We start from the raw sequence: 17,368 nt of genomic DNA, 5'->3' as shown, positions 1-17,368 counted from the left end.
TAGGCCATTCGCCCGCGGTCGCAGCAAGACCGGCTGCACCGGCCGGATGCTAGAGGCGACCGTCCTGAATGCGGAGCTGCCGGGCGCGGGTCAGAATCGCATCTTCCACCTGGCGCACCGTCTCCGCGCTCACCGCGCGGCCGCCCTGGGTCTGGAGCGAAACCTTCAGCGACCGGGCATCGAGCGCGGGATCACGCACATAGACAGTGGCGCGATAGGCGCGCCCGCCGCCAGGGGGCGTGCCGTACCCCGTCACGATCACCCCGCCGAAGGGATCGACCGTCTGGATCGGCAGGAAGTTCAGCACGTCCAGCGCCGCGTTCCAGATATACTTGTTGACGTTGACGGTGGTGTTCGGGTTGTCCCGCTCGGAGAACAGATCCCAGACCGTGCCGCCTTCGGCCCGCCCGGCGGCGAGCTCCTTTTCCAGCGACCCGACCGGGATGTTCTGATCGGTGGTGTTGTTGGCGCAGCCCGCAAGAAGCAGCGCGCCACAGAGAAGTCCGACAGCCGCCCGGCTTCCGCCCAGGGTGACTTGCGAGAGAGTGCCAAGGGCCATCCGTCCGATCCGTTCTGCGCAGTCTGCCTTCCCTGTTGTCTATCCGACGGTCCCGAAGCGGACAAGTCCCTAAGCCTTTTCCATCGCCCCGGAGCGGAAAACCCGGTGTGGCAAAGCTGCACCATGCATCATCCCTTGTCAGGCGGGGCACGCGGCTCGCTTGCAATATGGGGTCCGGGCGGGAAATACAGTCTCATTCCCAGTTCGGATTTCCCTGGATTGGGCTGCACCTTGAACCACGAGGGAAAACGATGAAAAAGATCCTGTTCGCGACGACCGCGCTGGTGATGACCGCTGGTGTCGCCGCTGCCGAAGTCGCGGTCACCGGCGACGGCCGCATGGGTATCGTCTACGATGGTGAGAACGCCAACTTCAACAGCCGTATCCGCGCCATCTTCACCATGGCCGGTGAAACGGACGGCGGTCTGACCTTCGGCGGCTCCATCCGTGCCGACAACTCTGCCAATGGTACCGTGGGTGCCGCGGGCAACATCTTCATCTCGGGCGAATTCGGCAAGATCGCCATGGGCGACGTCGATGGCGCTCTTGAGAACGCCGTGGGCGATCTCTCCGGGATCGGTTATTCGAACGCCAACTCCATCATGGAATGGTACGAAACCGAATACCTGAACTACACCAATATTCAGGACCCCTACCTGCTGTATTCCTACAGCTTCGGTGACTTCGGCTTCTATGCCGGCATGAGCGACGGCACCGCCGGCGGTATGCACGGCAACACCGACAAAGACACCCCGCGCTTCGAGCAGTACTCGGTCGGCGCGACCTACGACTTCGGCGATTTCGGCGTGGCTGGCGGTTACGAATCCCGCAAGGCCGAAAACTACGAGCGTGAATACCAATGGATCGTCAGCGCCAACGCCGCCTTCGGCGACGCGGCTCTGAAAGGCTTCTACGGCAAAGGTAAAGCCTACAACTTCGCGGGCAACGACTACGACGTCAACACTGGCGACCTGATCGCCCCGTCCGTGTTCCAGAAGTTCGACCAGTACGGCGTGTCCTTCGACTACAAGATGGGCCCGACCACGGTCACTGCGTTCTACCGTGAGCTGAGCCTCGACACGACGGGCGACGCGAAATACTACGGCCTCGGCGCGGCATACAACCTCGGCGGTGGCGCGACCCTCAAAGGCGGCGTCATGAAAATGGACCGTCCGGATGGTGCCTACATCCAGGACAACCAGTCCGGCTCGATCATCGCGCAAGACGAAACCGTCGCCGACTTCGGCGTCGTGTTCAAGTTCTGATCCGACGACCATCTACGGAGAGAGCGGGCCTTGGCCCGCTCTTTTCATTTGGTCCGGCGGGGGGTCGGATCTGTTCATTTTCGTGCTGCTGTGATCCCTTTCACCGCAAAGAAAGGAATCCAGGATGCCGCTTATCGATATCAGGAACCGTATAGCCAAGGCCGAAGCAGAGGCGGGCCGCGCGCCGGGATCGGTCCATCTCATAGCGGTGTCAAAGGTCCAGCCGAACGCGCGGGTGGAGGCCGTTCTGGAAGAAGGTCAGCGCCTGTTCGGAGAGAACAAGGTGCAGGAGGCCGCCGCCAAATGGCCGGATTTCCGCGCCCGTTTCCCGGAAACCGAAGTTCACCTGATCGGCCCGCTGCAGACCAACAAGGCCAAACAGGCCGTGGATCTGTTCGAGGCGATCCACGCCCTCGATCGGCCCAAACTGGCCCATGTCCTTGCCGATCTCGCACAAAAGCGCGGTCGCTCTCCCCGGCTGTTCATTCAGGTCAACACCGGAGAGGAGCCGCAGAAGGCCGGTTGCCTCCCCGCCCAAGCGGATGCCTTTGTCGCCGAATGCAGGGCGATGGACCTGCCCGTTGTCGGGCTGATGTGCATCCCCCCGGTGGAGGAGGAACCCGCGCTTCACTTTGCACTTCTGGCAAGGATCGCAGCCCGGAATGGCCTTCACGAGCTTTCCATGGGCATGAGCGATGATTTCGAGACCGCCATCGCCCATGGTGCAACCTATGTGCGGGTCGGCTCTGCCCTCTTCGGGGCCCGCAACCCCCAAGGCTGATCGTTGACACGCAGCGCCGTTCGGGGCGTCAGGCGTCTAGCCAGCCACAACAGGTTGTGGCGCGACAGTCCGATGCACCCCGCCGTCGGCGCACCGGGCCGTCGCCAACTGTGCAGAAAAATCGCGGACCCCCGACCCGGCAGCGCATCGGGCCAGTTCCAGTCCGTAACCAATATGAGATCGTAGAGCGGGTCGGGCCGCCGAAGGCTCTCGTGACTCCAGTCGTGCGGCGCCGCGACGAGCTGGTTGTACTCCGGGTCAGCCACATCGTCCGACCACAGGTCCCCCGGACGGATCGGGACGGCCCAGCGAGGGAGCCGCCGCCGGTCGATCCTGTCGGGACGGTAGAGCATGGCGACGATCTCATGCCGCCCGACCGGGGTTCCGCCATCCCCCTCGCGCTTGTCGGGCACGATACCGCCCCGCCCTATGGTGCAGGGCATCAACCGGTTCCCATAGCGCAATCCGGTGGGTGTCAGGACGAGATCTCCCGTCAAAGCAGATGCCCCGACTTCCGCGCCTTGGTGGCCAGATATCCCTCATTGAATGCGGTCCTGCCAACTTTCAGCGGCACACGCTCGACGACATGGATGCCATTGGCCTCCATCATCCGCACCTTTGCGGGGTTGTTGGTAAGCAGCCGGACCTCCGAAAATCCAAGCCGCGCCAACAAGGCCGCGCCGATGCGAAAATCGCGTTCGTCATCCTCGAAGCCCAACCGGTGGTTGGCTTCCACGGTGTCGAAGCCCTGATCCTGAAGCGAGTAGGCGCGCATCTTGTTGGCCAGACCGATACCGCGACCCTCCTGATTGAGGTAAAGGAGCACACCCGCCCCTTCCTCTCCCATCCGCTCCAGCGCGGCATGAAGCTGGGGACCGCAATCGCATTTCAGGCTGCCCAGCACATCCCCCGTGAAACAGGCGGAATGCAGCCGTGCGAGAACCGGCTCCGACCGCGGCGGGCGACCTATTTCAACGGCATAGTGCTCCTCCCCTCCATCCTCCGGCCGAAAGACGTGCAGCCGCCCCGCTTCCGCCGCAGCCATGGGCACGCGCGCCGAAACGACCGGCAGCAGGGGCACCGACTGCCGAAGTTCATCCGCCGCGGCAGTGGCAGAGAGGAGTGTCAGCTCATTCTCCGCGGCAAAGGTCGCAGGATGATCGAGCGGCACCAGCACCGCGGACGGCAGCAGATGCGCGGATTTCGCAAGCTGGAGCGCCACACGATGCAACTCCGCCCCTCCCTCCCGCTCCGCCAGTAGCGGCCCCTTCATCGGCACGCGGAGATCATCCGCAGGATCTGCCACGGACCGGAGCCAGCGCGCATCCACATCGCCGGGCACGGTGATCCGGGCGAGATCATTGTCATAGGCCCGCGCCTTCAGCGTCTCCGCCCGCCAGCCGGTGATGGCGAGAACGGGGTGCCCGATCGCGCGCAGATCGCGAAGCCGCTCCTCATCCAGCGTTTCCACGGCCAGCGCCAGCGCGCCTTCGGTATCGGTCATCAGAACCACGGGCAGACCCATCCGAAGGTCCGCACGCGCCCGCGCGATCCGCTCGACAATACCGGGAATGAGACTCATGAACCTGCCCTCTCAAGACACCCCCCATCTAGGCGCTGCTGCAGGAAATTGAAACATTTCCCCGCCCCGCGACACGTCGGCGTGAGGCTTTGTAGCAATTGGCCCGCTTCCCTTGCCGGACAGCGCCGGGATGCCAATGTCCCCTGCACACGATACCGAGAGGAGAGAGCCATGGCCAACCTGAAGAAAATCCTGCTCGTCGATGATGACGACGATCTCCGCGAGGCGCTCTCCGAACAGCTCGTCATGACCGAGGATTTCGACGTGTTCGAAGCCGAGAACGGTCAGGACGCGATGGAAAAGGTCAAGGGCGGCATTTTCGATCTGGTGATCCTCGACGTGGGCCTGCCGGATACCGACGGGCGGGAACTCTGCCGCCGGATGCGCAAGCAGGGGGTGAAATGTCCTGTCCTCATGCTGACCGGCCATGACAGCGACAGCGACACCATTCTGGGGTTGGACGCGGGCGCGAACGATTACGTCACAAAGCCGTTCAAGTTTCCGGTTCTGCTTGCCCGCATCCGCGCGCAACTCCGCCAGCATGAACAATCCGAGGATGCGGTATTCCAGCTTGGCCCGTATACGTTCAAACCCTCGATGAAGATGCTGATCGACGAGCGGGAGCGGAAGATCCGTCTGACGGAGAAGGAAACGAACATCCTGAAGTTCCTCTACCGCGCCTCCGAGGGCGTCGTGCCGCGCGATGTGCTGCTGCATGAGGTCTGGGGCTACAATGCGGGCGTCACCACCCACACGCTTGAAACCCACATTTACCGCCTTCGCCAGAAGATCGAGCCTGATCCCTCGAATGCGCGGCTTCTGGTGACCGAGTCGGGCGGTTATCGGCTGGTCGCCTGATTTCACGCGATCTGGCGGAACCAATGTGTCTCCCGGAGCATTAGGTCCGCGAAGCCCTCCCGTATCGGGGTCAGGATACGGAAACTCCCTGTTGGCACCTCAAAGGCCCGGCCCTGTGCCGGGCCCTTTTTTGTCCCGCTCCCTTGCCCTCCCCGCGCCCGGTTGGCATGGTCCCGCCGCCAGCCGGAGACGCCCATGACCTTTACCATCGCCACCTGGAACATCAACTCCGTCCGCCTTCGCGAAGGGCTCGTTCAGCGCCTGCTGGCAGAGGAATCGCCTGACATCCTGTGTCTGCAGGAATGCAAATCGCCGGTTGAAAAAATCCCGGTCGAGCAGTTCCGCGCCCTGGGCTACACCCACATGGTCGCACGGGGGCAGAAGGGCTACAACGGCGTCGCAATCCTGTCGAAGCTGCCGCTCCGCGATGCCGGCGACCGGGACTTTGCCACGCTGGGCCACGCCCGCCATGTCGCGGCCGAGCTTGAGAACGGCGTGACGATCCATAATTTCTACGTCCCTGCCGGCGGTGACATTCCCGACCGGGAGGCCAATGTGAAATTCGGCCAGAAGCTCGACTTCCTGACCGACATGACGCGGTTCTTTCAGGTGGAGCGGCCGCATAAGGCCATTCTCGTCGGCGATCTGAACATCGCCCCGCGGGAAGACGACGTGTGGAACCACAAGCAACTGCTGCGCATCGTCAGCCATACGCCCGTTGAGGTCGAGCATCTGGAGCAGGTGCGGGAGTCCGGGCGCTGGGTGGATGTGACGCGGCAGGACATACCGGACGGACGGCTTTACAGCTGGTGGTCCTACCGTTCCCCGGATTGGGACTCGGCAGACAAGGGGCGTCGCCTCGACCATATTTGGGCCACGCCGGATATCGTTTCAGCCGGTCATGGAAGCCGGGTATTGCGGGCGGCCCGCGGCTGGCAGCAACCCTCCGACCACGTGCCGGTTTTTGCCACTTTCGACCTGTAGGCCTACTGCAGGTCGAAGGCGTTGACCTCCACCCGGCGGCGCTCCCCGCGCCCCGCGGTGGCACCCGTCAGGCGCACCTCCGTTCCCGGGCCAAGGTCGGCACCGCGCCAAAGCGCCGTATCTATCCGCACCGGAATGTCCCCGGAAGCATCGCGGAAGATGAAGACATCCTCCGCATGATGGGCAATGAGCGCGCCGTTCAGGCTGACGCGGGACGCTTCGCCCGCGGACCGCACCTCCGCGACGGAGGAGATCGTGCTCCGCCCGGACGACCCCATATACTGCGCCAGCGCCGGAGCTGCGGCCGCACCAGCGAGAACCACGAAGGCGAGGGGCATCTGCTGCATCTTCATGACGAGAGACCTTTCTCGGAATCGCTTGACGGTTGTCACCTATCTCACATTGAAACCGCAAAGGGTTTGTAACGGTTCCCGTCGAGCGCGCATAAGTTGCGGCAAAGATACCGCGTCTCGCTTTCGCTCTTGGTGTTTCGGATCGGTCGCCTCATATAGAGGGCAACGATTTTCCAAGGGGGCATATCCATGCTGGGACTGAGCGAGAAGAGCACAGCACCGCAGGCAGACGCCGAGCTGATCAAGGACACGACCGAAGCGACCTTCATGGCCGACGTGGTGGAGGCGAGCCGCGATATTCCGGTCATCGTGGATTTCTGGGCACCGTGGTGCGGCCCCTGCCGCCAGCTTGGCCCTGCGCTGGAAGCGGCGGTCATGGCGGCGGGCGGACGCGTCCGAATGGTGAAGCTGAATGTCGATGAGGCGCAGACGATCTCGTCCCAGCTCCGCATTCAATCGATCCCCACGGTCTATGCCTTCTGGCAGGGCCAGCCCGTTGATGGCTTTCAGGGTGCCTTGCCCAATTCCGAAGTGAGTGCTTTCGTGGAACGCGTCGCGGCGCTGGCCGGTGACGGCGGTCTGGGAGAGGCGATCGCCGCGGCGGAGCAGATGCTGGCAGAGGGCGCAGCGGAGGATGCCGCGGAAACCTTTGCGGCCATTCTCGGCGAGGATCCGGCCAGCGCCGCTGCCCTTGGCGGGCTTGTGCGGGCGCGGCTCGCGCTTGGACAGGTCGAGGAGGCGGCAACCCTGCTCGACACCCTATCGCCCGAGCTTGCCGCGGCGCCGGAGATCGACGCCGCCCGCGCCCAGATCGAGCTTGCCCGACAGGCCGCGAATGCGGGCCCCGTAACGGAACTCCGTGCGCGCGTTGAGGCCGATCCCGCCGATCTTCAGGCGCGCTTCGATCTCGCGCAGGCGCTTCACGCCAGCGGCGATGTGGAGGGCGGGGTCAACGAGCTTCTGGACCTGTTCCGCCGTGACCGGGAATGGAACGACGGTGCCGCCAAGGCGCAGCTCTTCACCATCTTCGATGCGCTGAAACCGCAGGATCCGATCGTGCTGAAGGGGCGCCGCCGTCTCAGCTCCATGATCTTCTTCTGACGGGCGGTGCCCGCCATGGCGATGATCAAGGAATCCGACCTGCCCGATACGCTGCCGCTCTTTCCCTTGCCGGGGGCGCTGCTTCTGCCACGGTCGAAGCTGCCGCTGCATATCTTCGAGCCGCGCTATCTCGCGATGATGGAGGATTGCCTGCGCACCCGCCAGCGGCTGATCGGCATGATCCAGCCACAGGAGGACGGGGTGTTCGCCATCGGCTGTGCAGGGCGGATCTCCTCCTTTTCCGAGACGGAGGACGGGCGCTATCTCATCACGCTGACGGGGATCGCGCGGTTCCGGTTGCTGGAGGAGGTTCCGGGCTTCACCCCCTATCTCCGGGCGCGGGTGGACTGGTCCGACTACCCCCGCGACATCGGCCATGCGGAGACGGATCCGTCCCTTGAGCGGGAGGAGTTTCTCGACCTGCTCCACCGCTTCATGGAGTCGCACAGCCTGTCCACCGACTGGGGCAGCCTGAAGGAGGCGGAGGACGAGATGCTCATCAACGCCCTCTCGCAGCTTCTGCCCCTTGAGGTGGAGGACCGGCAGGCCCTGCTGGAGGCCCCGACCCTGCCCGAACGCCGGGAAGTGCTGACAACCCTGCTTGAATACGGGCTGCGCGGCGGATCGAAAGAGGAGATCATGCAATGACCATCGACCTTGCCCCCGCCGAGGCAGCGGAAGCCCCGCTGTTCGACCGCCGGATGCTGGAATCGCTCGTCTGTCCCGTCACCCATCAGGCGCTGTCCTACGATGCGGAGCGGCAGGAACTGGTCTCCCGCGCGGCAAAGCTGGCATTCCCGATCCGCAGCGGCATCCCGATCATGCTGGTGAGCGAGGCGCGCTGCCTGTGAGGCTCAGAGCCGGCGCGCCGCGGCTTCCCCCGCATGGCGGCCGGTGGCGAAACAGGCGGTGAGGAGATAGCCCCCGGTCGGTGCCTCCCAATCCAACATCTCGCCCGCGACATAGGTTCCGGGCAGGGCGTGGAGCATGAGATCCGCGTCCACCCCGTCCCAGCGCACACCGCCTGCCGTGGAGATCGCCTCGTCCAGCGGGCGGAGGCCGCTATGCCGGATGGGCAGATGTTTCAACAGCCGCGCAAGCCCCAACGGATCCGTCGGCAGCGGTCGTCCGAATTCCTGGATCAGCGCGATGGCCGCGGGCGACAGCCGAAGCGCCTTGCGCAGGCGATTGGCAAGGCTCTCGCCCTTCCGGCCCGCGCCAAGCCGTTCCGCCGCCTGCGCTTCCGTCATGTCGGGGATCAGATCCATCAGCAGCGGCGCGCCGTCCCGCACGTCCGCGACTACGGAATAAAGCCCGCCGCCTTCCAGCCCGCGGGCAGAGATCACCACCTCCCCCCGGCTGCGCAGGGCGCCTGCGGAAAGGGCGATCCCCTTCAGCGGCGCACCGTGATGGCGCTCCATCATCGGCGACCACGGCACGATCAACCCGGCATTCGCGGCCCGGAACGGCGCGAGCGGCACACCCTTTGCCGCCAGCTGCTCCGCCCATGCCCCGTCCGAGCCGAGCCGGGCCCAGCTTGCCCCGCCAAGCGCCAGTACCGTCACATGGGGGGAGATCCGTCGCCTCCCCGCGGGCGTGTCGAAGGCGAAAGCCCCGTCCTCCCAGCCGGTCCAGCGCCAGCGGGTGCGGATCTCCACCCCCCCTTGCCCGAGCCGCAGAAGCCAGGCGCGGAGCAGCGGAGAGGCTTTCATCGCCCGCGGAAAGACCCGGCCCGTGCTGCCGGTGAACACCTGCTCCCCCAAGCCCTCCGCCCAATGGATGACCTGCTCCGGCCCGAAGGCGGTGAGCATGGGGCGAAGCTTCTCCTCCGCCGTGCCATACTGGGCAAGAAACGCCTCCAGCGGTTCGTTCCTGGTCAGGTTCAGGCCGGATTTCCCCGCCATCAGAAACTTGCGCGCAGGCGAGGGCTTGCCCTCCGCCACCACGACGCGGCGACCGGCGGCGGCGAGAACCTCCGCCGCCATCAGGCCAGCTGGCCCCGCGCCGATCACCAGCGCATCGACGGGTTCCGGGCGCTCAGCCAAGGAGCGCCTTGATCCCCGCCGTCACCCCTTCCTTCGCGGCGAGCGCGGCGGCGGAGAGGTCGTGTGCGGTTTCCATCAGCGCCTCACCCGGAACGAGACGGTCCACCAGCCCCCAGTGCAGCGCCTCCTCCGCGCCGATCCGCTGACCGGCGAGGAAGATCATCCGGGCCCGCGACGGGCCGACCAGCGCCGCCAGACGACCGGGGTCCGGCGCGGGCGGGACAAAGCCCAGCCGGATGGCGGGATAGAAGAACGTGGCCTGCGGCACCGCGATCCGCAGGTCGCAGGCAAGCACCATGCCGTGCGCACCCCCTGCCAGCGTGCCGTTCAGCGCCGCGATGGTGAGCCCCGGCACCCCCGCCACGGCGGCGGAAAGCTCCACCCAGATCGGGTCGGTCGCAAGCCCCGCGCGCGCCTCGTCCAGATCGGCCCCGGCGGAAAACACCTTGCCGCTGCCCGTCAGGATCACGGCGCGGGCTTCCGCCCGGCGGGCTTCCACCATGATCTCGACAAGCCGCACCAGCATGGCGCGGGTCAGCGCATTCGCCTTCTCCGGGCGATCGAGCGTGACGATCCAGGCCCCCTCCGCCGTTTCCGTGAGGCGGATCACGCGGAAAGCCCCAGCCTTGCGCGCAGGCCCTCGTCCCGGAGCGCGAGCTCCTCCCCCAGACGGCCGTCCGCCTCCGGGCCGCACATCCACAAAAGCGCCCGTGCTGGCCATTCCGGCGGCACATGGACCGAAGGATCAAGCTGGCTCACCCGGTTGATGCCGGAGGCCCGGATGCGGACCTGCATCTCCGTCCGCACGGTTCCGGGCGACAGGCCCATGACGCGGATACCCTTCTGGCGGTTCTCCAGATCACAGGCCCGCGTCAGCATCGCCGCGCCCGCCTTGCCGGAGCAATAGGCGCTCCACCCTTCCAGCGGGTTGTGCGCGGCGCCGGAGGAGACGGTGATGATCGTACCCGCCCCCCGTGCCAGCATTCCCGGCAGAACCGCCCGCATGCCGTTATAGACGCCGGTCAGGTTGATGGTGACGGAGGCCGCCCAATCCGCCGGATCGCTGTCCGCGAGCGGGGCAATCGGATCGACGACACCCGCGTTGTTGATGAGGATATCGGGCGCGCCGAACACCGCCGCCAGCCGGTCCACCGCGGCACTCACCTGTCCGAATTCGGCGACATCGCAGGGCAGCGCATGGGCATTCGGCCCAAGTTCCGCCGCAAGCCCGGCAAGCTGCGCCGCGTTCCGGCCCACAAGCCCCACGCGCGCGCCCTCGGCCACGAAAAGCCGTGCCGTCGCCGCGCCGATGCCACGCCCTGCGCCGGTTATCAGCGCAGTCCGCCCCTCTAGTTCCGCCATCCTGTCACCTCTCCGTCAGCACGCGTCCGGGATCGGGCGAAGGGCTTGACCTGCCTTCCGGCGCACCAGATGGTGGCCCCGGCCTCCAGACGCGAAGGGTTCGACGATGCCGTATCGGAAGTTCATGCCGCAGCTCGCCCGCCCCGTGCTTAGCGCGGCGGCGATCCTCATGGCAACCACGCTCGCCGCGCGGGCCGATCTGACCCCGGCAGGGTTGTGGCAGGACTGGCAAGCGCAGGCGAATGCTGCGGGGCAGGAACTCTCGGCTGGAAATACGGCGGAAGCGGGCGGGACGCTCACGCTCACGGATGTCGCCTTCAGCGCGATGCACGGGTCGGACCGGATCAGCGGCACCATCCCGCAGATCGCCCTGACCGGCGCGGGCGGCGCCGTCGACGTCACCTTCAGCCCCGAATATCCCGTTCTGGTGGAGAGCACCCTCCCCCCCGATCCCGAGGCGCTTGCCGACGGGGAGGAGGAGGCCGTGCCGACGCGGATGACGCTCCTCATCAGCCATCCCGGCCTCGCTCTTCATGCGACGGGCCAGCCGGAGGATGTCACCTACCAGATGGCCATGCCGAACCTCACCGCCACGCTGGAGGAGATGGAGAGCGGCGAGACGGTGGACGGATCGCTCGCCCTTCAGATGACGGCGAGCGGTGTCACCGGCACCTACCGCTTCACCGGCGCAGCCAACACGGAGCGTGAGATCGACACCCGGACGCAGGTGGAAGCTGCGGGCCTCACCCTTTCCCAGAGCGGGCCGGAGGGGGAGGAGGCGATGACCGACGGCCCCGGCGGCAGCTATCAGATGGTTCTGTCCGCCCAATCGGTCGAAACCCGGTCCACCGGGGCGCTGCCGGTGATCGCCGGGGGCGCGACCTTCGCCGACCTGATCCGCCTTTCCGCCAGCGGAACGCTGAGCCACGGGCCGGTGAGCCTGACGCTCACCGAGACCGACCCGGAGGGCCAGCTGCGGATCGTGGAGGCGACAGCCGAGCGCGGCAGCGCGGATTACGCGCTCACCCAGGGGCAGGTCGCCTACAAGGGGGAGACGGAGGCCGGGCGGTTGAGCGTCAGCGGCGGGCCGGAAGCGCCCCCGATGTCGCTCACCGCGGATCGTGCGAATTTCGACGCGGCCTTTCCCGCGCGGGTCGCGGAGGCCGCCGAACCCTTCCGCTTCATGAGCAGGCTGGAGGGGGTGCGCGCAGACGACCTGCTGTGGCAACAGGTCGATCCCACCGGCATTCTGCCGCGCGACCCGGCGCTGGTCTCGCTCGCGCTCTCGGGCACGATGCGCTGGCTGGCCGACCCGTCCGACCCGTCGGCCATGGCCGAGGCGCCCTATCAGTTCGAGACGGTGAATATTGACGATCTGGACATTTCCGCCATCGGCGCGGGGGTGAAGGGGCGCGGCAGCTTCACCATCGACAACAGCGACCTGACGACATGGGACGGCCTGCCGAAACCCGTGGGCGGGCTGGACCTGACGATCCGGGGCAGCGATCAGGCGGTGGACAGGCTCGTGCAGCTTGGCCTGCTCGCGCCCCAGCAGGCGATGGTCGCCAAGATGATGCTGCAGGGATTCTCCCGCCCCGGACCGGAGCCGGGCACGCTGACGACCCGCATCGAGCTGACCCAGAGCGGGTCGGTCCGCGCCAATGGCAAGGGCCTGCTGCCCTGAGCGCGCTTGCCCTCGCGCCGGGGGTGGCCTACCTCAGAACGGTAATGGAGGCCCGAAAGAATGGCGGATCTTGAGAAACTGACCGTGGCGGTGCTGGACGCGGCCCGCCGCGCAGGGGCGGAGGCGGCGGATGCCCTCGCCGTGGACGGCTCCAGCGTGGAGGTGGATGTCCGTCACGGGCGGCTGGAGCAGGCGTCCCGCTCCGACGGGGTGGAGATCGGTCTCCGCGTGCTGATCGGCAAGCGGCAGGCCTGCGTCTCCGCCTCCGACGTCAGCGCGCGCACGCTGGACGAGATCGCCGAACGCGCCGTCGCCATGGCGCGCGCCGCGCCGGAGGATCGCTGGGTCGGCCTCGCGGAGCCCGGGCAACTGGCGCGGGACTGGGACACGGCGGCGCTGGAACTTTCGGCGGAGGAGGAACCACCTACGCCCGCCGATCTTGAAAGCCGCGCGCGGGAGGCGGAGGCCGCAGCGCTCTCGCACACCGGTATCGAACAGGCGGAAAGCTCTGCCACGGCGGGGGTGCGCCGCATACATCTCGCCACGAGCAACGGGTTCTCGGGGGGCTATGCGCGGTCCTGGCATTCCCTCTCCTGCCTCGCCATCACCGGGACGGGCACCGGCATGGAGCGGGATTACTATGCCGACAGCCGCGTCCGACTGGCCGACATGGACAGCGCCGAAACCGTGGGCCGCATCGCGGCGGAACGAACGCTCGGCCGCGCCGGCGCGCGGAAGCCGGCGACGGGCATGTTCCCGGTGCTGTTCGACGAGCGGATCTCCAGTTCGCTCATCGGGCACCTGCTGGAGGCGGTGAACGGCAGCGCCATCGCCCGCGGTTCTTCCTGGCTGCGCGACGCGCTGGGAGAGGTCGTGCTGCCGGAGGCGATGAGCCTTACCGAAGACCCGCTCCGCCCCGGCGTTTTCGGCTCCCGCCCCTTCGACGCGGAGGGTCTGCCCGCCCGCTCCCGCCAGATCGTGCGCGACGGGGTGCTGACGGGCTGGACGCTGGATCTCGCCACGGGGCGGCAGCTCGGCATGGAAAGCACGGGGAATGCCGTGCGCGGCACCAGCGCGCCCCCCTCTCCCGGCGTCACCAACGTCACACTGAGCCAGGGGCAGGCCGCGCGCGACGAGCTGCTTGCCGCCATGGGAACCGGGCTTCTGGTTACCTCCTTCATCGGGGCCACGATCAATCCCAATACCGGGGATTATTCGCGCGGCGCATCGGGATTCTGGGTGGAGGGCGGCCAGATCGCCTATCCGGTGAACGAATGCACCATCGCGGGCAACCTGCGCGACATGCTGGCGCGGATCGTTCCGGCCAATGACGCGCGCACTCACCTGTCCCGCGTGGTGCCAAGCCTTTTCGTCGGGGAAATGACGGTTGCCGGATCATGACCTCGCCCTTCTGATCGACGCGGCGCAGCGGGCGGGGGAGATTTCCTCCCGCTACTGGCGCCGAGAGCCGGAGGCATGGGAGAAACCGGGCGGCGCGGGGCCTGTGACGGAAGCGGATCTCGCCGTCAACCGGATGCTCCGGGAGGAGCTGACAACGGCGCGGCCCGAGTATGGCTGGCTGTCGGAGGAAAGCGACGACAGCGAGGCACGCCTTGGCGCGCGTCGGGTGTTCATCGTCGATCCCATCGACGGCACGCGCTCCTTCATGGCGGGAGAACCGAGCTTTGCCCATTCCATCGCTGTGGCGGAGGAAGGGCGCGTGATCGCGGGCGTCGTGTATCTTCCACAGATGTCCGCGCTCTATACCGCCACAGCCGACGGACCGGCGGCGCTGAACGGCGTGCCCATCGGAGCCAGCGGGCGGACGGATCCGTCCGGTGGCACGATCCTCGCGACCCGGCCCGTGCTTCAATCCGGCATGTGGCGGGGCGGATTGATCCCGCCGATGCGGCAGGTATTCCGCGCCTCCATCGCCTTCCGCCTCTGCCTGATCGCGGAAGGGCGGTTCGACGCGCTGGTCGTGCTCCGCGACACCTGGGAATGGGATATGGCAGCGGGGGCCCTGATCGCCGCACGGGCGGGTGCCGTGGTGACGGACCGGCGCGGAGAGCAACCCCGGTTCAACCGGCGCGTCCCGCTGGTGCCGGGCATCGTCGCCGCCTCGCCCGAACTGCAGGGCAAGCTGCTGGACGGGCTGCTGCCCGATCCGTGAACCAGCCTCCCTTGAGGCGCGCGGGCACATGTCGTAACTTCCGCCATCCTCAACAAGTCTGGAAGGACCGCCCATGCAACGCCTGCATCTCGTGTTCGGGGGAGAGCTGAAAGACGTCTCCTCAACCGTTTTCAGCGATGTGAAGGCGATTGATATCGTCGGCATCTTCCCGGACTACGCTTCCGCCTATTCGGCATGGAAATCGGCCGCACAGCGCACGGTGGACGAAGCCCAGACCCGCTACTTCATCGCGCATCTCCATCGCCTGCGCGATGAGGAGCGCGAAACGAGCACGACCGAGGAGCTCGGTGGCTGACCTCGGCGCACAGGCTTCACGGGCCGAAAACCTGCCTTCCGCCACGGCGGATGCGAAACCGATAGCTGCCGGGAAAACCGGCGGATCCTTTGCGCTGCGCACCTATCTGCGGATCGGGGCGGCCCCTCCGCCCGGCGCTTCCGACGCAGGGGCACTCCTTCCCGCACGGCCTGAGGGGACTGTCCTGTGGTTCCATCTGGCCTCCGCCGGCCATCGGGCCGCGGCGGATGAGCTTGTCCGCCGCCTCCGCCGCGTTCGTCCTGCCGCCCAGGTGGTGATGACGGGCGAGGAGACCGGCACGGCGAGCCCCCAGACGGAGGCCGCGGCCTCCCGATTTCTGGAACACTGGCAGCCCGGGCTGATCGTTCTCGTCGGCGGAGAACTGATACCCGCGGTGATCGATGCCGGTCATCGCCGCGGAACCCCGATCATCGTTATCGACGGGGTGAGCGCGCCGGCCCGGGGCGGCTGGCGCTGGTGGCCCGGCGTTTCCCGCGCGATGCTGCGTCGGATTTCCAGGATACTGGTGCAGGACGAAGCCGCGCTCCGGCACTGGCGGCGCATGGGCGCGCGCCCTGAGCAGGTGGAAATCTCGGGCCGTCTGGAGGAGGGGCATGGCGCGCTTCCCTGCACCGAGGCGGAGCGTGACGATCTCGCCCATATGCTCCGCGCGCGTCCCGTCTGGCTCGCCGTGGGCCTGCCCGAGGCGGAGGAGGCCGTGGCCATCGCCGCGCACCGTGCGGCTCTGGGATTGCGGCACCGCCTCATGATGATCGTGGTTCCCGAAGACCCGGAAAACGGCCCCTCCCTTGCCCGCCGCCTTCAGGACGACGGTTGGGACGTGGCGCTCCGCTCGCGGGAGGAGGAGCCGGTGGAGGCAGAGCAGATCTATATCGCGGATACGGAGGGGGAGCTTGGCCTGTGGTATCGCCTTGCTCCCGTGACCTATTTCGGCGGCACGCTTTCGGGCAAGGGCACGCCGCGGCATCCGTACGAGGCCGCTGCGCTCGGCTCCGCCATCCTGCACGGACCAAAGACCGGCCCCCATACGGCAGCCTATGCCCGGCTGGGGCGCGGGGGCGCGGCGCGGGTGCTGCGGGGGGCGCCGGAATTCGGCAGCGCGCTCAGCGAGTTGCTGGCTCCCGACCGGGCGGCGCAGATGGCCCACAACGCGTGGGAAGTGACGTCCAGCGGCGCCGAGGTCACCGATCGGGTCGTGGAGCTTCTGCTCCGCGCGCTCGATGAGGCGGCGGCGGCTAAGATCGGCGGGGCGGGTTGATGCAGGCACCGAGGTTCTGGTTCACTGCACCGGATCGGCCGGACTGGCGTGCGCGGCTGCTTGGCCCGCTGGGCTGCATCTACGCCTCCGCCACTGCGCGGCGTGTCGCGCGCGCGCCCGAGCTTCAACCGGATGTCCCGGTGATCTGCGTGGGCAATATCAACGCGGGCGGCACGGGAAAGACGCCGACCGTCATCGCGCTTCTCCAACGTCTGGCGGAGCGCGGCGTAACGGCGGGCGTGGTCTCTCGCGGTTATGGCGGCAGGCTTCCCGGCCCGGTCCGGGTCGATCCCACCCGCCACCGGGCGGAGGAGGTGGGTGACGAGCCTCTGCTGCTCGCCGCCTTCGGGCCGGTCTGGGTGGCGCGCGACAGAGCGGCAGGGGTAAGGGCGGCCATCGAAGGCGGAATGAAAGCCGTGCTGCTGGACGACGGATTGCAGAACCCTGCCGTTGCCAAGTCCCTCTCCCTCGTGGTCGCCGATGCGGCGACGGGGTTTGGCAATGGCCGCGTCCTGCCCGCCGGGCCGCTGCGGGAGCCGGTGGCGAAGGGACTGAAGCGGGCGGACCTGCTTCTGACGATCGGCGATGCCGCTGCGCAGGCACGATTCGATGGCCAATGGGGGGCGGGCATCCCGGTGCCCCGGCTGCGCGGTGCGCTGATCCCGCTTCAGACCGGGATGGACTGGGCGGGGCTTCGCGTTCTGGCCTTTGCGGGAATCGGACGTCCCGAAAAGTTCTTCGCCACGCTGCGCTCGCTTGGCGCAGAGATCGTGCGGGCGGAGGCTCTGCCGGATCATGCGGCCTTTTCAGCCCCGCTGCTCAACCGGCTTGCGGCAGATGCGCGGACAGGGGCGTTGCAGCTCGTCACGACGGAAAAGGACGCGGCGCGGTTGCCCGCCTCCTTCCGCTCCAGCGTGCTCACCCTGCCCGTTCGCCTTGTACTGGAGGACTGGGGGCCGCTGGATGCGGCCCTCGATCGGATCGGCCTTTAGCGGGCTGCGGAAAAGTCCGAACGGTCATGCCTAT

The 17,368-nt window shown here is 67.2% G+C and carries 20 protein-coding genes; 13 read left to right on the top strand and 7 right to left on the bottom strand.

Annotated elements, in window-relative coordinates; all coding sequences use genetic code 11:
- Positions 1-49: 49 nt before the first annotated feature.
- Entirely contained in the window at positions 50-559 is a 510-nt protein-coding gene (locus RT513_RS07145) for a DUF3576 domain-containing protein (protein ID WP_088215888.1), read from the bottom strand.
- A gap of 251 nt (positions 560-810) precedes the next feature.
- Between RT513_RS07145 and RT513_RS07140 the strand changes: the two genes are divergently transcribed.
- Both RT513_RS07140 and RT513_RS07135 read left to right on the top strand, forming a co-directional pair.
- The gene (locus tag RT513_RS07140) at positions 811-1,824 is read left to right on the top strand and encodes a porin (RefSeq protein ID WP_179209204.1); all 1,014 of its coding nucleotides are present in this window, start codon (positions 811-813) and stop codon (positions 1,822-1,824) included.
- 124 nt (positions 1,825-1,948) lie between these two features.
- Positions 1,949-2,605 carry a YggS family pyridoxal phosphate-dependent enzyme gene (locus RT513_RS07135; protein WP_088215890.1) on the top strand — a complete coding sequence of 219 codons (657 nt, stop codon included), beginning with the start codon at positions 1,949-1,951 and terminating at the stop codon, positions 2,603-2,605.
- Here the strand turns inward: RT513_RS07135 and RT513_RS07130 are convergent.
- Positions 2,554-3,048 (bottom strand): L,D-transpeptidase, encoded by a 495-nt coding sequence (locus RT513_RS07130; RefSeq protein ID WP_290684334.1) that lies wholly within the window; start codon positions 3,046-3,048, stop codon positions 2,554-2,556. The two genes, RT513_RS07135 and RT513_RS07130, sit on opposite strands and share 52 nt — an antisense overlap.
- A 50-nt stretch (positions 3,049-3,098) precedes the next feature.
- Positions 3,099-4,187: a GTP cyclohydrolase II gene (gene ribA, locus RT513_RS07125; RefSeq protein WP_290684336.1), complete on the bottom strand. Its 1,089-nt coding sequence runs from the start codon at positions 4,185-4,187 to the stop codon at positions 3,099-3,101.
- 171 nt (positions 4,188-4,358) lie between these two features.
- Between ribA and RT513_RS07120 the strand changes: the two genes are divergently transcribed.
- Positions 4,359-5,045, top strand: a complete 687-nt coding sequence (locus tag RT513_RS07120) for a response regulator transcription factor (protein ID WP_035743345.1) — start codon at positions 4,359-4,361, stop codon at positions 5,043-5,045.
- A 195-nt stretch (positions 5,046-5,240) separates the two neighbouring features.
- Positions 5,241-6,029 carry an exodeoxyribonuclease III gene (locus RT513_RS07115; RefSeq protein ID WP_088215893.1) on the top strand — a complete coding sequence of 263 codons (789 nt, stop codon included), beginning with the start codon at positions 5,241-5,243 and terminating at the stop codon, positions 6,027-6,029.
- Positions 6,030-6,031: 2 nt separating this feature from the next.
- Here RT513_RS07115 and RT513_RS07110 read toward each other — a convergent pair whose 3' ends face one another.
- The gene (locus RT513_RS07110) at positions 6,032-6,382 is read right to left on the bottom strand and encodes a NirD/YgiW/YdeI family stress tolerance protein (protein ID WP_088215894.1); all 351 of its coding nucleotides are present in this window, start codon (positions 6,380-6,382) and stop codon (positions 6,032-6,034) included.
- A gap of 189 nt (positions 6,383-6,571) precedes the next feature.
- On the opposite strand from RT513_RS07110, the gene RT513_RS07105 reads away from it, so the two are divergent.
- From RT513_RS07105 to RT513_RS07095, 3 genes are read left to right on the top strand one after another with little or no spacing between them, the layout of a single operon-like run.
- On the top strand, positions 6,572-7,483 hold the full coding sequence (locus RT513_RS07105) for a co-chaperone YbbN (protein ID WP_290684341.1): 912 nt from the start codon (positions 6,572-6,574) through the stop codon (positions 7,481-7,483).
- Positions 7,484-7,504: 21 nt separating this feature from the next.
- Positions 7,505-8,131 (top strand): LON peptidase substrate-binding domain-containing protein, encoded by a 627-nt coding sequence (locus RT513_RS07100; protein WP_088215964.1) that lies wholly within the window; start codon positions 7,505-7,507, stop codon positions 8,129-8,131.
- Entirely contained in the window at positions 8,128-8,334 is a 207-nt protein-coding gene (locus RT513_RS07095; RefSeq protein ID WP_088215896.1) for a Trm112 family protein, read from the top strand. Before RT513_RS07100 ends, RT513_RS07095 begins: the two co-directional genes overlap by 4 nt.
- Positions 8,335-8,337: 3 nt before the next feature.
- Here RT513_RS07095 and RT513_RS07090 read toward each other — a convergent pair whose 3' ends face one another.
- From RT513_RS07090 to RT513_RS07080, 3 genes are read right to left on the bottom strand one after another with little or no spacing between them, the layout of a single operon-like run.
- Positions 8,338-9,528 carry a TIGR03862 family flavoprotein gene (locus RT513_RS07090; protein WP_290684344.1) on the bottom strand — a complete coding sequence of 397 codons (1,191 nt, stop codon included), beginning with the start codon at positions 9,526-9,528 and terminating at the stop codon, positions 8,338-8,340.
- Entirely contained in the window at positions 9,521-10,138 is a 618-nt protein-coding gene (locus RT513_RS07085) for an enoyl-CoA hydratase/isomerase family protein (RefSeq protein ID WP_290684346.1), read from the bottom strand. The genes RT513_RS07090 and RT513_RS07085 overlap by 8 nt, the downstream gene beginning before the upstream one ends.
- Positions 10,135-10,890 (bottom strand): SDR family oxidoreductase, encoded by a 756-nt coding sequence (locus RT513_RS07080; protein WP_290684348.1) that lies wholly within the window; start codon positions 10,888-10,890, stop codon positions 10,135-10,137. The genes RT513_RS07085 and RT513_RS07080 overlap by 4 nt, the downstream gene beginning before the upstream one ends.
- A 124-nt stretch (positions 10,891-11,014) precedes the next feature.
- Between RT513_RS07080 and RT513_RS07075 the strand changes: the two genes are divergently transcribed.
- The 6 genes from RT513_RS07075 to lpxK all read left to right on the top strand — a co-directional run bounded on the left by RT513_RS07075 (position 11,015) and on the right by lpxK (position 17,334).
- Complete coding sequence (locus tag RT513_RS07075; RefSeq protein ID WP_313533817.1) at positions 11,015-12,574, top strand: DUF2125 domain-containing protein; 1,560 nt, start codon at positions 11,015-11,017, stop codon at positions 12,572-12,574.
- Between the two features lie 60 nt (positions 12,575-12,634).
- Complete coding sequence (locus RT513_RS07070) at positions 12,635-13,975, top strand: TldD/PmbA family protein (protein ID WP_290684352.1); 1,341 nt, start codon at positions 12,635-12,637, stop codon at positions 13,973-13,975.
- Positions 13,962-14,747 carry a 3'(2'),5'-bisphosphate nucleotidase CysQ gene (locus RT513_RS07065; RefSeq protein ID WP_290684354.1) on the top strand — a complete coding sequence of 262 codons (786 nt, stop codon included), beginning with the start codon at positions 13,962-13,964 and terminating at the stop codon, positions 14,745-14,747. The genes RT513_RS07070 and RT513_RS07065 overlap by 14 nt, the downstream gene beginning before the upstream one ends.
- 73 nt (positions 14,748-14,820) lie before the next feature.
- A complete protein-coding gene (locus RT513_RS07060; RefSeq protein ID WP_035712519.1) occupies positions 14,821-15,063 on the top strand; it encodes a DUF4170 domain-containing protein in 243 nt (80 codons plus the stop codon).
- Positions 15,056-16,342 carry a 3-deoxy-D-manno-octulosonic acid transferase gene (locus RT513_RS07055; RefSeq protein ID WP_290684360.1) on the top strand — a complete coding sequence of 429 codons (1,287 nt, stop codon included), beginning with the start codon at positions 15,056-15,058 and terminating at the stop codon, positions 16,340-16,342. Before RT513_RS07060 ends, RT513_RS07055 begins: the two co-directional genes overlap by 8 nt.
- Positions 16,342-17,334: a tetraacyldisaccharide 4'-kinase gene (gene lpxK, locus RT513_RS07050; protein ID WP_290684362.1), complete on the top strand. Its 993-nt coding sequence runs from the start codon at positions 16,342-16,344 to the stop codon at positions 17,332-17,334. The genes RT513_RS07055 and lpxK overlap by 1 nt, the downstream gene beginning before the upstream one ends.
- The last annotated feature ends 34 nt before the right edge of the window (positions 17,335-17,368 follow it).

This window comes from Haematobacter sp. (assembly GCF_032102465.1).
Taxonomy (GTDB): Bacteria; Pseudomonadota; Alphaproteobacteria; order Rhodobacterales; family Rhodobacteraceae; genus Haematobacter.
The sequence above is the reverse complement of the archived record's forward strand: the minus strand, read 5'-3'. Positions and strand labels throughout refer to the sequence as shown.

Excerpts from the sequence above, each read along its gene's own strand:
- RT513_RS07145 (WP_088215888.1), bottom strand. The coding sequence starts at position 559 with ATGGCCCTTGGCACTCTCTCGCAAGTCACCCTGGGCGGAAGCCGGGCG.
- RT513_RS07140 (WP_179209204.1), top strand. The coding sequence starts at position 811 with ATGAAAAAGATCCTGTTCGCGACGACCGCGCTGGTGATGACCGCTGGT.
- RT513_RS07135 (WP_088215890.1), top strand. The coding sequence starts at position 1,949 with ATGCCGCTTATCGATATCAGGAACCGTATAGCCAAGGCCGAAGCAGAG.
- RT513_RS07130 (WP_290684334.1), bottom strand. The coding sequence starts at position 3,048 with ATGCCCTGCACCATAGGGCGGGGCGGTATCGTGCCCGACAAGCGCGAG.
- ribA (WP_290684336.1), bottom strand. The coding sequence starts at position 4,187 with ATGAGTCTCATTCCCGGTATTGTCGAGCGGATCGCGCGGGCGCGTGCG.
- RT513_RS07120 (WP_035743345.1), top strand. The coding sequence starts at position 4,359 with ATGGCCAACCTGAAGAAAATCCTGCTCGTCGATGATGACGACGATCTC.
- RT513_RS07115 (WP_088215893.1), top strand. The coding sequence starts at position 5,241 with ATGACCTTTACCATCGCCACCTGGAACATCAACTCCGTCCGCCTTCGC.
- RT513_RS07110 (WP_088215894.1), bottom strand. The coding sequence starts at position 6,382 with ATGAAGATGCAGCAGATGCCCCTCGCCTTCGTGGTTCTCGCTGGTGCG.
- RT513_RS07105 (WP_290684341.1), top strand. The coding sequence starts at position 6,572 with ATGCTGGGACTGAGCGAGAAGAGCACAGCACCGCAGGCAGACGCCGAG.
- RT513_RS07100 (WP_088215964.1), top strand. The coding sequence starts at position 7,505 with ATGATCAAGGAATCCGACCTGCCCGATACGCTGCCGCTCTTTCCCTTG.
- RT513_RS07095 (WP_088215896.1), top strand. The coding sequence starts at position 8,128 with ATGACCATCGACCTTGCCCCCGCCGAGGCAGCGGAAGCCCCGCTGTTC.
- RT513_RS07080 (WP_290684348.1), bottom strand. The coding sequence starts at position 10,890 with ATGGCGGAACTAGAGGGGCGGACTGCGCTGATAACCGGCGCAGGGCGT.
- RT513_RS07075 (WP_313533817.1), top strand. The coding sequence starts at position 11,015 with ATGCCGCAGCTCGCCCGCCCCGTGCTTAGCGCGGCGGCGATCCTCATG.
- RT513_RS07070 (WP_290684352.1), top strand. The coding sequence starts at position 12,635 with ATGGCGGATCTTGAGAAACTGACCGTGGCGGTGCTGGACGCGGCCCGC.
- RT513_RS07060 (WP_035712519.1), top strand. The coding sequence starts at position 14,821 with ATGCAACGCCTGCATCTCGTGTTCGGGGGAGAGCTGAAAGACGTCTCC.
- lpxK (WP_290684362.1), top strand. The coding sequence starts at position 16,342 with ATGCAGGCACCGAGGTTCTGGTTCACTGCACCGGATCGGCCGGACTGG.